Genomic DNA, 14,162 nt, shown 5'->3' on the forward strand with positions numbered 1-14,162 from the left:
AAAGACGAGGGATTTACCTCGTCTTTTTTGTTTTAAATCTTTTTGTCGATATTTGTCGAAAAATAAAGCGAATTTCCTTCTTTTTTCTAAAGTAGAAGGCAGTTTTACAGTTAATTAAAATCCTTTAAAGCGTTTTTTATGGTTGAAATAAGAGAGAGCGATGACAATGACTCCAAATAAAAGAGGGAAGGCAATAATTTTAGGAAAAGCTTGTAGTAGAGAGAGGATGTACAAGAAAAAAGAAACGATGACAGCTAGAATGATAAGTAAAATATACGTTTTTTTCATACAGAACACCTCCAAAATAGCTTTTTTATAGCTTATTCAGAAATGAAAACGTTTAGAATGTGACAAAAGTGTGAAATTCGACAAAAGGGGTTGTCATCTGACGTCGAATCTTGTAATATAATAAGCGTGAACGAATTCACATACAAACATATACCCCTTTGTTTGAACGTGAAAATTTCTCCCATCCCCTTTAATATTTTTATAAGCCGTAAAGAAAAAGACCTGGTGTTTACACCAGGTCTTTTTCTTTTGCTATCCATTTCCAATAACGCTCACATTTTACGTCAATCATTTGTACTTTTCGTTTCAGTTGTAATTTTTTCAGTTCACGCTCGATTTCTTGCTGCGAGCAGTCATATATAAATGCTACTTCTTTTGAAGATATAAATTGCGTTGCTTCTAATAACACTTCTAAAGGTGGTAATGGTTCTGGTTCGATTTCACATTTTACAAGCTCTTTCAATAATTGTACGTATACGTCGTAGGAATAAGTTCCAGCGATTTTAATACCTTCTTCATCTGAATTCGCATGAAAAAATACGAGAGAAGGTATTTCTGTAATATGCATCTCATTTGTGAATTTCAAGTCACATTGGAAAGCTTTTTTTGCGCTAGTGGAATGTAGGTCTTTTTTAAATTCTTCTACATCAATATCACTATCTCGTGCGCATGCAAGTAATAATTCGCAGTCAGGGTTTGATACATTTTCAAGGAAGATGTATTCTTGGAGTTTTCGCAAAAACTTCGAACCTGCTTTTCGGCCCTGCAACTCCGCTGCCTTAATTGCCATCGAAACTAAATATGGTGTTGACGATGCCTCTTGCATATGTACTTTTCCATCACATGAAAAACCTTGTAAACTTGTTGTCTTTTCCCACACAAATCGAATATTAGCAGGTTTATTCCATTTGTGTGAGGAAGCGTTCGTTCCGTCCACTTTTCCTGTTACGATATGACGAATAGAGAAGTATTTCCCATATTCAAGCCATAGTTTAATAATAAAGGGCTCAATTTCCCAGCAATCTTTACAAAGTGGATCAATAAATAAATATGCTTCTACAGACTTATGCTCACATGCGGAAGGAGATGGCATATTTATATGCTTTGCTTCCTGCTTATCCATTACACTTCACCTGTTTCGTTTGGAGTATTAACCATATGCTGAGCAGTTAATGCTAAACGTTCGAAAACGAACTCTCTAATATGACCGTGCACTCCTGTATCATCCATTGCTTGCTCCATACATGATAGCCAAGCCTCTGCTCGTTTTGGAGTAATCTCAAACGGAAGATGGCGTGCTCTTAACATAGGATGACCATGTTCTTCAGTATACAAATTGGGACCACCTAAATATTGGGTTAAAAATTGTTTCTGCTTCCTAGCGGTTTCTGTTAAATCATCCGGGAAGATGGGAGATAGGTCAGGGTGTTTCCTGACATAGGAATAAAATGTGTCTACTAATATTGCAATGCATTGTTCACCGCCAATTGCTTCAAATGGTGTCATCGGTTGCTTGCTCATCCTTTATAAACTCCTTTTTCCATGAAATGTATATCTATTGTAGCAATGGAATGTTCCAGAGGGCAAATAAACAGCCTTCATAACGTTCTTTGCTTATTCTACAAATGTAAAAGAATCTTTTCCTTTTAAAAAGTGAGATATATCCACTAGTAGAACGTATTCACTAGTGGAATTTTCACTTTAGCGTGCTTTGTTTTGTTTGGCAAGGAAAAAGCGTTTTACTTTATTATTTGTATGACGGATTGGTATGTCGTGCTGCTTTAATAAATGAATAAATGCTGCTTTTCCTGTTTCTTCATCTTGCACTTCAAATTCAATTTCATAATCATCGTGATTGTAATAGAAACTATGATCAAAGACAAGCGTTCCGCCTTCAAATAACGTTTCGGCTCTTTCAGTTGTTAAACTACCCATATAAGTTAAAGCGGAAACAGGAATTTGTAATTTGTGTAGTTGATCCATTACAGCCCCTTGAATGATTACGTTTGTTTCCATCATCATGTTTGCTTCTTCTGCTGTTACGACTTGATGTGTTTCTAACAAACCAACCTCTGCAGGTTGTTTCAATGTTAATGTATAAGTTTCTCCTTTATGACGAATACGAAGTGCAGAGCCAGCTTCTTTTAATGAGAAGTCAGGTGTTTCAAAGTAGTGATTCACCTGTTTCGTAAATACTTCAATAGAGAATGATTTACATAATGTATCGAATTCTTCTTCTGTAACAATATTTTTAAATTCAATTTCAATTTCTTGTGTCATTGTATGCACTCCTTTTGAAAAATAATTCCTTACACATTATCGCTTTTTCACAAATTTGGTTCAATGTTTTATTTGTTTGCGTCCATGTTATGATACAATAATACTGTTAAGTAAGACAGGAAGTTGAGATGGAGGAGTTAGAGCATGCAAAATAAAATCCAAGTTAAGAGCGTAGAAAAGAGAGAGAATGCTCTTATTTTTTGTGCGGAAAATAGTGAAATAGAGGTAAAGGAGTTAAGTGCACGTAATCACGTACTTGTAGACTCAGACAATTTATCATTTTTATATATCTTAGAAAACGAATCATCTTTCATTTATGTAAGTATTCCGCACATATGCTGGGAAGCAATGCATGAAGCGATGAATAACGATGTTATAATGTTTGTTCGCGTGAATGACATTGAAATGGAATTAGAAGGATTAAAAGAAGAAGTAGAATATTTAGTTGAAAATATTGAAGGTAATGCAAATTACGGAGAAGAACTAGTAACTGCTGTAGAAAAAGTATTTCTATAAGCAAATGGATTGATTTTGGTGGTGGTTGAAATGAATCGAAATTGGGAAGAATTTTTAGCACCTTACCACCAAGCGGTGGCAGAGCTGAAAGTGAAACTAAAAGGAATGCGTACTCAATTTGCAATGTTAACAGAGCATTCTCCAATTGAGTTTGTAACAGGAAGGGTAAAGTCGGTTGCAAGTATTATTGATAAAGCGGAGAAGAGAAATGTACCGCTAGACCGGTTAAGAGAAGATATGCAAGATATCGCGGGCCTTCGAATGATGTGTCAATTTGTTGATGAGATTAAGCCTGTTGTAGAATATCTTCGAAAACGAAATGACTTTGAAATCGTGGAAGAACGTGATTATGTCACGCAAAAGAAAGATAGCGGTTATCGTTCTTATCACGTTGTTATTAGTTATCCTGTTCAAACGATTCAGGGTGAAAAAAAAGTATTGGTAGAAATCCAAATACGCACGCTAGCAATGAACTTTTGGGCAACAATTGAGCATTCTTTAAATTATAAATATAGTGGACGTTTTCCTGAAGATATAAAAATACGCTTACAACGTGCAGCGGAAGCAGCATTTTTATTAGATGAAGAAATGTCTTCTATCCGTCTTGAAATTCAAGAAGCGCAGAAAGCTTTTTCAAGAAAGCAAGAAACGAAAGATTCCGAATCATAAACTAAAGGGTGTTGGGCGATGAAATTTACAATTATGTCAAAGGGAGATCAATCATCAGATACATTGGCAAGCACGATGAAAGAGTACTTGCTAGATTTTGGATTTATAATGGATGAAAAGGAACCCGATATTGTAATTTCTGTTGGGGGAGATGGAACGCTTTTATATGCGTTTCATCGTTATTATAATCGATTGGCTGAAACAGCATTTGTTGGTGTACATACAGGGCATTTAGGTTTCTATGCAGATTGGTTACCGACAGAAGTAGAGAAATTAGTAATTGCAATTGCTAAAACACCATTCCAAGTGGTGGAATATCCGCTTTTAGAAGTGATTATTCGCTATGTGAATGGGAGTAAAGAGTCACAGTATTTGGCGATGAATGAAGCAACTGTTAAAAGTGCGGAAGGTACATTAGTAACAGAAGTGGAAATACGCGGAGAGTACTTTGAAACGTTCCGCGGGGATGGCCTTTGTATTTCTACTCCTTCGGGAAGTACTGCGTATAATAAGGCGCTTGGCGGAGCAATTATTCACCCTTCTATTGAAGCGATTCAAATTGCAGAAATGGCATCTATTAATAATCGTGTGTTTCGTACAGTAGGTTCGCCGCTTGTACTGCCGAAGCATCATACATGTGTGTTGAAGCCGGCTGCAGGAATGAACTTACAAATTACGGTAGACCATTTAACGATGGTTCATCAAGATGTGAAATCAATCCAGTATCGCGTTGCAAACGAGAAAGTACGATTTGTTCGTTTCCGTCCATTCCCGTTCTGGAAACGAGTTCGTGACTCGTTTGTTGCAGATAAATAGAAAGGGTTTATATATTTGAACAGATTTACATTGAAGTGGGATATAGAATCGGCTGAAGAGGGAACTTTAGTTAGAGAATTTTTAAGAACAAAAGGGATTTCTAAAGCCGCATTAACGGATATAAAGTTTCACGGCGGAGCTATTGAAGTAAATGGTCAACATGCGAGCGTTCGTCATCAGTTGCAAGCTGGTGAGGAATTACGTGTCTTTTTTCCAATGGAAGAAAGAAGTGAAGGGATGATTGCAGAAGATATCCCTTTATATATTGTATATGAAGATGATGCGGTTCTTGTCATAAACAAAGAGGCGAACATGTCAACGATTCCGTCTAGAGAACATCCGGCAGGGAGTGTTGCGAATGCGCTCTTATCTCATTATGATAAGCAACATCTTGCAAGTACGGTGCACATCGTAACAAGGTTAGATCGTGATACTTCAGGGCTTATGCTTATTGCAAAAAATCGTTTCGTGCATCATCTATTATCGAAACAGCATCAACAAAAAGCTGTGAAAAGAACATATGAAGCAATCGTTCATGGTGAGATGATAGAACGAGAAGGAACGATTGAGGCACCGATTGGACGAAAATCGGATAGCATTATTGAGCGAACTGTTTGTGAGGAGGGGCAAAGAGCAGTTACTCATTTTAGAGTGATTGATAGCGCCAATCATAATACGCATGTATCGCTTGAGCTTGAGACAGGAAGAACACATCAAATTCGTGTGCATATGGCGCATATAGGACACCCGTTACTTGGCGATGATTTATATGGAGGAAAAAGGGATGAAATGAAACGACAAGCACTTCATAGTACATCTTTGACGTTTTATCATCCTGTTTTAGAGAAGGAAATGTCTTTCACTACAACGATTCCAAGCGATATGCAAGGGGTATTAAGGCATACTTAAAAAGGGAACAAAATTCTTATGTAATGAAGAATTTTGTTCCCTTTTTTCTTAGCGGAATAATATTAAAATTTGATTTTCACCCGTGCGCTTTATAACGAAAAATCCACTTTCGGATTTTGTAGCAATGCCATCGTTATTTGGACGACAATATCCATGCGTTTCGCAAGTACCGTCATCGTGTACTAACATTTGTCCAATCAATCCGACTGGAAGCCACTCGGTACGATCTTTTCTTGCTATATATTTGCAAGCTGGATCCCATTCTGTATTTAAAAGAGGTTGTATGTCTTGTGATTCCGTACGTACATATTGGCGTTTTCCAAAGTTATCTGTTTTATATCGTTTCTGCCAACTTAAAGCACCGCTATTTCCTATAAGGGCGGGGGTTGCACTAGATATTCCTAAAATGAATGAATCGTTTGAAGTAGCGATCCGAATTTTTTCTTCGCTACTAAATGTAACGAAATAACCTACATCAATAAAATTATTGTCTGCTGTTTCAAACATTTGTGCAAAATCAGTTCCACTTGCATTGTAAGAAGCACCATCAATATACATTTCCCCATTATGAGCAAGCCACTTTGCACCGATATTATGGTCAGTTTCATTTGTACCATTTGCAATAAACCAAGAATAAGATTCTTCTGCTGTGCCGAAACGTCCCATAATATGGCTACCTGCAAAATGAGCTGTTGATGTATGATTACCTTCCGCATGAGAAGAGAATCCGTTAGCGATAGTCGCGGTTCCTTCTGCATGTGCTGCTTCGCCTAAAGCGATTGTATGTTTACCTTCCGCATGAGAATAAGAGCCGCCTGCTGTCGTTTCACTTCCTTCACTATGGGAACTATGTCCAGTTGCTTTCGTTTTTGATCCTTCTGCATGAGAGAAAGAAGCTTTTGCATGTGTAAGAAGCCCTTCTGCATGTGAAGCTATACCCTCTGCATTAGAGTGAAGCCCCTCTGCATGTGCATACCGCCCACCTTTTTTTACTTTTGTATTTTCAGGTGTAGGGGCTTGGATTATGATCGTTTTTTCTGTTTGTATATCATTGGATGGTGCTAAAGCTTCTTTTATTTTCTTCACTTGATTGATAATAGCAGCTGGAATTTCTGCTTCTGTTTTTTTATTTATTACTACAGGTATATTTTCTTCTATATTTTTCTCTGTTTGCTCAGAAGGCACAATCTGTTTATTCTGAGTAGAGAGAGGTTTATTTTTTTGCTGCATCTTTGTTTTTCTATTATCAATTATGCGGCTCATTACAGCATTTTCTAAAGAGACATATTTTGGTCTATCTTTGTTTTTTGTGGAAGCCTCTTGTCCTTCCGGTGCTTCTAAAGCTGCAGCTCGAATGCTGCACCAGTTGTTAATTCCGTACATGGGTAGATAAAAAGGCGGGCATTTTCTTTTTTGTTTAGAAGATTTTTTCTTCATACTGTCACCTCCTGCGACAGTATATGCCGTGTAATGAAAAAAAGATGCACTTTCGTGCATCTTTTTTTCATTACTTTACCTAGTTTTTTATGAGAGCCGCCTAAATGAAACGATAATCCCTCGTACATTTTAAATAAGGGTTATGAAATTGGGCGGAATTTTTCAGGTACAAAAGGCAGGGAAGAAGGAACGGAAATGGTCTCCATTTCAGGATAACGTAGTCCGGTTAGTTTGCCACCAAATACAGCCCCAGTGTCAATATTAACTGTATGATTTACAAAGCGAGGTTCTTTTACGGGTGTATGTCCATATACAATCCAAGCTGTTCCTTTATATTCCTGCGCCCAGTCGCGACGGACAGGTGAGCCGTCAGCATGTTTTTCTCCTGTAATATCTCCATATAATACAAAAGTTTGTACTTTTTTATCTTGTCTTCCTATGTAATCTTGCCGAATTCCGGCGTGACAAACAATTAACTTTTTTTCATCGAGTACGTGATAGAAAGGGGATTGCTCGTAAAGTGTGATGAATTTTTCTTTTATCATGTTTTGTTTATGAGAAGGCAGTGCTTCATATTCAGCAACAGTTGTTTCGAGTCCATGAGCAATTGTCACGTTGCGCCCAAGGAAAAATCGGTATAGTTTATTACAGTGATTTCCCGGAGCGTAATAAGCTACTTTTTTATTTATAACAAGTTCCCACACAATTTCAATCATACGTAATGAATGAGGACCGCGATCTGTAATATCACCAACAAAAGCAAGCTTGCGTTGATCAGGGTGAATCGGCAGGTCATTATTCCAGTTATATCCGAGTTTCATCGTTAAATCTTGAAACTCTTGGAAGCATCCATGAATATCTCCTATAATGTCATATTTCATATTTAAACCTCCATCATATTTTTCATTAGTATATCTAAAAAAGGATAGAGATAAAAATATATCGTTTCTATGCTTCAGTTAAACATAAAGGTTTTCGTCCTTGAGCGAACATTTAAAACAAATCCAATCGCTATCATGTATGTGAGCAAGGAACTTCCTCCGTAGCTCATAAGAGGTAATGTGATTCCTGTAATAGGCAGTAATCCAATGGTCATCCCGATATTTTGAAATACTTGAAAAGTAAACATTCCAATTGTGCCCGCGCAGATGTAACTACCGAATGGGTCATTACTTTCTAAAGCGATATGAATCATGCGGAAAATAAGTAGGAAAAAAAGTGCAATAATAACACTTGCGCCTAAAAAGCCGAATTGCTCAGCGACGTTGGTGAAAATAAAATCTGTATGTGGTTCTGGAAAGTATACTTGCCCATTTTCCCAACCTTTTCCTTGCATTTCTCCTGATCCAGTAGCTAAGAAAGCTTGTCTTAATTGATAGCCTTGCGCATCATATTTGTATGGCGCTAACCAGCCATAGAAGCGATTTAGTTGATATTCTTGTAAAATGTGTGCTTTAAAGAATTTTGTATGAGTAAAAAAAATATACGTTAATGTAACGCCAGCTACAAAAATACCAGAAACTAATCCGAAAATAAAACGCCAACGTATACCAGAAACTAGTATCATTGCTGCGAGCATAGCTGAAATTACCATTGTGTTTCCTAAATCAGGTTCCTTTGCAATAAGTAGTAGGGGTGGCAAACTTGTTGCACATATTTTTCCGAGTAATAAAAAATCATCGTGTATTGTTCGGAAAAAATATTTCTCATTGTGATTTGCTATAATTCGTCCAGTGACGATAATTAAAAACAATTTCATGATTTCAGAAGGCTGGAAATTTCCGATGCCGGGAAGCCTGTACCAAGCGGTAGCACCTTTAATTGTAACGGCACCAGGTACTTGAAGTTCTAGTCCGATAAGTAGTACCAATGCAAAGCTATATAAATACCAAGCAATTTTTTGATAACGATCGAAATCAATAATCATAATCATACCAATGGCTATAAATCCAATGAAGTACCATTGGATTTGCTTTAATACAAAATTTACATTTTGCAAAAATGGTGGTAAAGAGGCTTGTGCACTTGCAATTGCAAAGCAACTAACAGTCCCAATGGCAAATAAAATGAGTAGTAATACGTAGTCTATTTGATATTGAGAATTTGGATCTTTCAATGTATGTATTCCTTTCTATCGCCTAGTAAGTATATGGATCATGTCATGATAAAAATAATATACAAGCAGACTATGCATACATTTATTCCACTATTTGTGGGAAGTCATACATCACGAGGAAGGAATAGCTCCTCCCTTGTGATGGACTATATTGCACGGAGCTCTTTTGTAATGATATTTAAACAATAAGAAAGTCGTGCATGTGTATTTTGATCTGGAATGAGGTTTGGAAATAAATCGTAAAATTTGACCGCATTTTTATACCATCCGTAAGCTCTTATCAAACCTTTTTTATAATATCTGGCGTCTTGTAAGAAACCATACTTTTTTGAGGTTAAAACGAGCTGGGAAAAATCTTCACAGCCCTCAAGGAATTTGTGACGTACTTGCTGTCCAGTATGAAGACGGAATGAACTTAAGGGCTCAGTGATATACATCGCATCACCTTTTGAAAGTAAACTTATCCAAGAGGCCATATCAACACTACAACCATATTTTCTGCCATTTAAAGTGCCGAAAGGTTCCGTTAATAGGCTTTTTCTAAAGAGTACGATTGTAGGCTCACCGATAATATTTTGTCCTGCCATAAGCATACGGTTTCCAAAATCTTTCCCATTTAGTAGAGTATCTTCATCATATAATTTTTTCATGGAGGGATGTTGTTCAATTATATCTCCATTATCATCAATCCAAGTGCGATAGGATGTGATAAGAGCGAGATTTTTATTGAGGTCTTGTTGGAAATAAAACATCATTTTTTCGATTTTATTATTATAAAATGTATCATCGTCCATTAAGAAATTTATGTACTCTCCGTTTGACTGTTCTAAGAGCATAAGGGCGTTATGAAATTGTCCTAGAGTAGAGGCATTTCGAATGTATGTTATATGTTTATGTTTATGTAAATAATGTCTGTATATTAATTTTTCTGTTTCATTATTTGTACTATCGTCCCCTACAATAATTTCAATATTTGAATAAGTTTGCGCTAATGCACTTTCTAAAGCGATTTTAAAATAATGTGGTCGATTATAGGTGGGAATAAGGATGGAAACGAGCGGCGGATTTTTTATATTATTCATATACAACTACCTTTCAGAAATTTTTTGTGTAAGAATAATATCTTGATAACTTGTGTGTTCCGTTCTGCTACACCATGAACCATAATGGGGAGAAGTCTGCATTTCTAGTCCATACTTATTTAATAGGGTACGAATATCTTTCTCAGGATGGGCAACTGCGAAATTCGGGATATCTTTATTTAGAACATAACAATTGTCAATTTGGTGATAAAAATCTAACGTACTTAGTCCTGCATTTAAGTAATAGGATGATTCAGGGTTAATTAAAAAGAAAGTAATAAAACATCGCCCATCTTTTTTCAGAACTCGTGCAATCTCGCATACGTAATGTTCTAATTCTTTTGGAAGGAGATGGGTAAATACAGACGTTAAAAAAATAAAATCGAATGATTCATCGTCATATGGAAACTTGTATTGGGAAGCATCTTCTTTTCCATCGGGATTGTAGAATTGATTATATATATCGACATGTTCAAAATGGAAATTGTTACGGCGTGTAGAAATGTTATTTTTGCACCATGTAATGCCCGCATTGAATAAGTCAAATCCATAATAAGTACCTTCATCGTTTAAATAATCCATTAATGGAACCGCCATTCGGCCAATGCCACAGCCTACATCTAACACTGTTTCATTTGATTTTAAATTGCCAATGTCAATAAAATACTGCATAAACTCTTTTCCAACTTCTTCAAAATTACCACCTACATATTGAACGAGTTCTGGTGGTGGAATTAATGTGATTTTTTTCTCGTTTTCGTTCATACATTCACTCCGTCCTTGTAGTAAAGTAGGGGATTTCTATTGTATATATAAGTTAATCATTTATAGTGAGGGGAACTTTACACAATTAGTTTTTATGAATAAGTAGTGTAATAGAACCCCTCAAAAAATAAAGTTATATTCTATTCTTTTCGCCAATAAATACCGAAATCATCAATCTTAGTAATAGGAGCTTGTAAGTTTCTTTCATTTCTGAAATCTGTTACAGCCTCTGCGCATGTTACCAATCCGTAATCATCAATAATAATATAGCCGCCTGTTGAAACTTTATCGTATAAGTTTACCAGACTATCCATCGTTGATTCATACATATCACCATCAAGGCGAGCAATTGCAATTTTTTCTACCGGTGCTGAAGGCAATGTATCTTTAAACCAACCCTTTAAAAATTTTACCTGATCATTTAATAAATCGTATTTTCTAAAGTTTTCTTGCACTGTTTCTAAAGAAACTCGTAAGTAATCGAATGTGTGCAAATAATCACCGTAATCTTTCGGATATTGTTCTAAGTTAGGTGCTGGCAGACCTTCAAACGAATCGGCAACCCACACAGTACGATCTGTAATGTTGTTTGCTTGTAAAAAACCATTCATAAAAATGCATGATCCTCCGCGCCATACACCAGTTTCAATGAAATCACCTTCTATATTTTCCCTGACAACAGTTTCCATAGCCTCATGTAATTGATTCATACGTTTTCGGCCAACCATACTGTGTGCTGCTCTTGGCCAATCCTTACCACCTTGACGCGCATTTTTTGAAACGTTAGGATCAACGATTTTTAAATTGTGATTTTCTACGTATTGCTTGAGAAATAAAGGAAGCGGAACTGTAACTGGTTCATAGGATAGCTCTTTAGATATATGTAACGAAGCAGGTAAGTATGGTTCGTATTCTAACCATATTTCAAATAGAATTGTTTTCTTTAATAACTCGAGATAAAGCTGGACAGCCGATTTATTTTCCATATAAGTGCCTCCTGCGGAATGTCATACAACATTATGACTATGTAGAAAAGAAAGATTTAATGATTGAATTTAATAATGAAAAAGCAGTAAGACTGATATCAGTCTTACTGCTAAGTACAAAATTAAGCGATTTTTTCAATAATAATTGATGCACTTGTACCAAGAGCTAGTGATAAACCAATTCCTGTAACAACTGCTTCAACGAGTGATGGTGTTGTAGTAATTTGTGTAATGGCTTGGATAACGATAGGAGCTCCAAGTGAAATTAAACTTGTGCCCGCACCTGGTACAGTAACTCCGTTAACTTGAATGGCAAGACTTCCTAATAAACTTACTGCTGCTGTATAAGCAATAACAGTAATTTTATAGAACCCAGTTTCACTAATTACGAAAGTATCAGGGTCCATTTGAGAAATTGCTGTACCAAACTGAGATCCAACGGTATTAAATGGTACTGGATCATTAATTCCAAGAGCTAAAGAAACTGTAGCTGAGTTAAAGGCATACAATCCTGCTGGAAGTCCTAAGCCAGAAGGTCCAGTCGGTCCAGTCGGTCCAGTCGGTCCAGTTGGCCCAGTCGGTCCAGTTGGCCCAGTCGGTCCAGTCGGTCCGGTAGCGCCAGTAGCGCCAGTAGCGCCAGTAGCACCAGTCGGCCCAGTAGCACCAGTCGGCCCAGTTGGCCCAGTCGGTCCAGTCGGTCCGGTAGCACCAGTAGCGCCAGTAGCACCAGTAGCACCAGTTAGCCCAGTCGGCCCAGTCGGCCCAGTTAGTCCAGTTAGTCCAGTTAGTCCAGTCGGTCCAGTCGGTCCAGTTGGCCCAGTTGGCCCAGTTGGCCCAGTCGGTCCAGTTGGTACAGTTGGCCCAGTTGGCCCAGTTGGTCCAGTCGGTCCAGTCGGCCCGGTAGGAAGGGTAAACGGTGGTATTGGTGGTAATGTTGGTCCTACAAGATTAGGGTCAAATGCACTAGCTGATAAAGATTCATCGGGATTTAATCCATCTGAATAATTATTATTTGACATAAATTCACCTCCATAAAGCGTTCATTATATAGTAGATGCAAAACCGGAAGAAAATGACACGGACATTTGAATTATTGAAAAGAAATCTTCAACTGCTTGTGCAAGTTAAAAAAGTGGAAAGTTTATTGTATGTATAACATATGATTGATTTGGAAGAGGGTGATTATGTTGAACAAGCAAGGAATTACAATTAGTTTATGTATGATTGTTCGAGATGAGGAAGATACAATCGGTCGATGTTTAGACGCAGTGGAAAAAATTGTGGATGAAATTATTATAGTTGATACAGGTTCCATTGATCGAACGAAAGAAATTGTAGCTCAATATACCTCTAACATATATGACTTTCCATGGATTAATGATTTTGCGGCAGCTAGAAATTTTTCTTTTTCAAAAGCAACGCAAGAATATATATTATGGCTAGATGCTGATGATGTGTTGTTAGAAGATGCTCAAGAGGCATTGAAGCTATTAAAAAAAGATTTAGATTCTAATGTGGATGCTGTTTCGATGCCTTATCATCTTGTAATGGATTCTAATGGGAAACCTTTATACTGTACAAAAAGATATCGGCTTGTAAAGCGTGAAAAAGAATTTCAATGGTTTGGAAAGGTGCATGAGTATTTAGCTATTTTTGGTGAGATTTTTAATAGTAATGTTGCGATTACGCATAAAAAAGAAAAGAAAGTAACGAACCGCAATTTGAAAATTTTTCAAGATGCTGTAGCAGCTGGAGAGGAATTGAGTCCGAGAGATTTGTTTTATTACGCGAATGAATCTATGGATAATCAAAAATATGATGATGCAGTTTTGCTATATGAAACATTTCTTAATCAAGACGAAGGTTGGTATGAAGAGAAAATTTATGCATGTGGTAAATTAGGAGATTGCTATGCAAAGCTTGGAATGTGGGAAAAGGCAGTTGAATCTTGTGTGAAGTCATTTCGGTATGATGTCCCTAGAGGAGAGAATTGTACAAGAATAGGATATATATATATGGATCAACAAAAATATAATGAAGCAATTTTTTGGTTTAAACTTGCAACAGAAGTGACAATGGCAACAGACAGTCCTTTTCACAGTCCAGCTAGCTACACGTGGATTCCTTATTTACAAATGTGTATTTGTTATAGCAAGTTAGGCGAGCAAGATAAAGCTTATTATTACAATGAATTGGCAGCTTCTTATGTTCCGAATAATGCTGCAATTGAATATAACCGCAAATATTTTCGGAGTGTTTTTGATGAACAATATAAATCGTTATAGGTTGCGTTTTTTA

The 14,162-nt window shown here is 36.8% G+C and carries 16 protein-coding genes; 5 read left to right on the top strand and 11 right to left on the bottom strand.

Going from position 1 to position 14,162, the window contains the following annotated elements:
- Window positions 1-114 precede the first annotated feature (114 nt).
- From FS742_RS27630 to FS742_RS15970, 4 genes are all read right to left on the bottom strand, one after another.
- Entirely contained in the window at window positions 115-288 is a 174-nt protein-coding gene (locus FS742_RS27630) for a hypothetical protein (RefSeq protein WP_002051510.1), read from the bottom strand.
- 229 nt (window positions 289-517) lie between these two features.
- Window positions 518-1,411: a ClpXP adapter SpxH family protein gene (locus tag FS742_RS15960; RefSeq protein ID WP_144613539.1), complete on the bottom strand. Its 894-nt coding sequence runs from the start codon at window positions 1,409-1,411 to the stop codon at window positions 518-520.
- A complete protein-coding gene (locus tag FS742_RS15965) occupies window positions 1,411-1,809 on the bottom strand; it encodes a globin domain-containing protein (protein WP_144613540.1) in 399 nt (132 codons plus the stop codon). Before FS742_RS15965 ends, FS742_RS15960 begins: the two co-directional genes overlap by 1 nt.
- 180 nt (window positions 1,810-1,989) lie before the next feature.
- A complete protein-coding gene (locus FS742_RS15970) occupies window positions 1,990-2,568 on the bottom strand; it encodes a CYTH domain-containing protein (protein WP_144613542.1) in 579 nt (192 codons plus the stop codon).
- Between the two features lie 144 nt (window positions 2,569-2,712).
- Between FS742_RS15970 and FS742_RS15975 the strand changes: the two genes are divergently transcribed.
- Genes FS742_RS15975 through FS742_RS15990 form a run of 4 tightly spaced genes read left to right on the top strand, consistent with a single transcriptional unit; the run spans window position 2,713 to window position 5,478 of the window.
- Entirely contained in the window at window positions 2,713-3,084 is a 372-nt protein-coding gene (locus FS742_RS15975) for a UPF0738 family protein (RefSeq protein ID WP_144613543.1), read from the top strand.
- Between the two features lie 30 nt (window positions 3,085-3,114).
- On the top strand, window positions 3,115-3,753 hold the full coding sequence (gene yjbM, locus FS742_RS15980; protein WP_001081480.1) for a GTP diphosphokinase: 639 nt from the start codon (window positions 3,115-3,117) through the stop codon (window positions 3,751-3,753).
- Window positions 3,754-3,771: 18 nt separating this feature from the next.
- On the top strand, window positions 3,772-4,569 hold the full coding sequence (locus FS742_RS15985) for an NAD kinase (protein WP_144613545.1): 798 nt from the start codon (window positions 3,772-3,774) through the stop codon (window positions 4,567-4,569).
- A gap of 15 nt (window positions 4,570-4,584) precedes the next feature.
- A complete protein-coding gene (locus tag FS742_RS15990) occupies window positions 4,585-5,478 on the top strand; it encodes an RluA family pseudouridine synthase (RefSeq protein WP_144613547.1) in 894 nt (297 codons plus the stop codon).
- A 48-nt stretch (window positions 5,479-5,526) separates the two neighbouring features.
- Here the strand turns inward: FS742_RS15990 and FS742_RS15995 are convergent, their stop codons facing one another.
- The 7 genes from FS742_RS15995 to FS742_RS16025 all read right to left on the bottom strand — a co-directional run bounded on the left by FS742_RS15995 (window position 5,527) and on the right by FS742_RS16025 (window position 12,883).
- Window positions 5,527-6,915: a peptidase G2 autoproteolytic cleavage domain-containing protein gene (locus FS742_RS15995; protein WP_144613548.1), complete on the bottom strand. Its 1,389-nt coding sequence runs from the start codon at window positions 6,913-6,915 to the stop codon at window positions 5,527-5,529.
- A 140-nt stretch (window positions 6,916-7,055) separates the two neighbouring features.
- On the bottom strand, window positions 7,056-7,796 hold the full coding sequence (prpE, locus tag FS742_RS16000) for a bis(5'-nucleosyl)-tetraphosphatase PrpE (protein ID WP_144613550.1): 741 nt from the start codon (window positions 7,794-7,796) through the stop codon (window positions 7,056-7,058).
- A gap of 74 nt (window positions 7,797-7,870) precedes the next feature.
- The gene (locus tag FS742_RS16005; protein WP_144613552.1) at window positions 7,871-9,031 is read right to left on the bottom strand and encodes an FtsW/RodA/SpoVE family cell cycle protein; all 1,161 of its coding nucleotides are present in this window, start codon (window positions 9,029-9,031) and stop codon (window positions 7,871-7,873) included.
- Between the two features lie 146 nt (window positions 9,032-9,177).
- On the bottom strand, window positions 9,178-10,113 hold the full coding sequence (locus tag FS742_RS16010) for a glycosyltransferase family 2 protein (RefSeq protein WP_144613554.1): 936 nt from the start codon (window positions 10,111-10,113) through the stop codon (window positions 9,178-9,180).
- A 6-nt stretch (window positions 10,114-10,119) separates the two neighbouring features.
- On the bottom strand, window positions 10,120-10,878 hold the full coding sequence (locus tag FS742_RS16015) for a class I SAM-dependent methyltransferase (RefSeq protein WP_144613556.1): 759 nt from the start codon (window positions 10,876-10,878) through the stop codon (window positions 10,120-10,122).
- 140 nt (window positions 10,879-11,018) lie between these two features.
- Complete coding sequence (locus tag FS742_RS16020; RefSeq protein WP_098077747.1) at window positions 11,019-11,864, bottom strand: TylF/MycF family methyltransferase; 846 nt, start codon at window positions 11,862-11,864, stop codon at window positions 11,019-11,021.
- Window positions 11,865-11,986: 122 nt separating this feature from the next.
- Window positions 11,987-12,883, bottom strand: a complete 897-nt coding sequence (locus FS742_RS16025; RefSeq protein WP_144613557.1) for a BclA C-terminal domain-containing protein — start codon at window positions 12,881-12,883, stop codon at window positions 11,987-11,989.
- 165 nt (window positions 12,884-13,048) lie between these two features.
- On the opposite strand from FS742_RS16025, the gene FS742_RS16030 reads away from it, so the two are divergent.
- On the top strand, window positions 13,049-14,149 hold the full coding sequence (locus FS742_RS16030) for a glycosyltransferase (protein ID WP_144613559.1): 1,101 nt from the start codon (window positions 13,049-13,051) through the stop codon (window positions 14,147-14,149).
- Window positions 14,150-14,162: the final 13 nt, after the last annotated feature.

It is taken from the genome of Bacillus cereus (genome assembly GCF_007678085.1).
GTDB lineage: Bacteria > Bacillota > Bacilli > Bacillales > Bacillaceae_G > Bacillus_A > Bacillus_A cereus_BE.

Bases quoted from the DNA above. Each gene is read 5' to 3' on its own strand.
- FS742_RS27630 (WP_002051510.1), bottom strand. From the start codon at position 288: ATGAAAAAAACGTATATTTTACTTATCATTCTAGCTGTCATCGTTTCT.
- FS742_RS15960 (WP_144613539.1), bottom strand. From the start codon at position 1,411: ATGGATAAGCAGGAAGCAAAGCATATAAATATGCCATCTCCTTCCGCA.
- FS742_RS15965 (WP_144613540.1), bottom strand. From the start codon at position 1,809: ATGAGCAAGCAACCGATGACACCATTTGAAGCAATTGGCGGTGAACAA.
- FS742_RS15970 (WP_144613542.1), bottom strand. From the start codon at position 2,568: ATGACACAAGAAATTGAAATTGAATTTAAAAATATTGTTACAGAAGAA.
- FS742_RS15975 (WP_144613543.1), top strand. From the start codon at position 2,713: ATGCAAAATAAAATCCAAGTTAAGAGCGTAGAAAAGAGAGAGAATGCT.
- yjbM (WP_001081480.1), top strand. From the start codon at position 3,115: ATGAATCGAAATTGGGAAGAATTTTTAGCACCTTACCACCAAGCGGTG.
- FS742_RS15985 (WP_144613545.1), top strand. From the start codon at position 3,772: ATGAAATTTACAATTATGTCAAAGGGAGATCAATCATCAGATACATTG.
- FS742_RS15995 (WP_144613548.1), bottom strand. From the start codon at position 6,915: ATGAAGAAAAAATCTTCTAAACAAAAAAGAAAATGCCCGCCTTTTTAT.
- prpE (WP_144613550.1), bottom strand. From the start codon at position 7,796: ATGAAATATGACATTATAGGAGATATTCATGGATGCTTCCAAGAGTTT.
- FS742_RS16010 (WP_144613554.1), bottom strand. From the start codon at position 10,113: ATGAATAATATAAAAAATCCGCCGCTCGTTTCCATCCTTATTCCCACC.
- FS742_RS16015 (WP_144613556.1), bottom strand. From the start codon at position 10,878: ATGAACGAAAACGAGAAAAAAATCACATTAATTCCACCACCAGAACTC.
- FS742_RS16020 (WP_098077747.1), bottom strand. From the start codon at position 11,864: ATGGAAAATAAATCGGCTGTCCAGCTTTATCTCGAGTTATTAAAGAAA.
- FS742_RS16025 (WP_144613557.1), bottom strand. From the start codon at position 12,883: ATGTCAAATAATAATTATTCAGATGGATTAAATCCCGATGAATCTTTA.
- FS742_RS16030 (WP_144613559.1), top strand. From the start codon at position 13,049: ATGTTGAACAAGCAAGGAATTACAATTAGTTTATGTATGATTGTTCGA.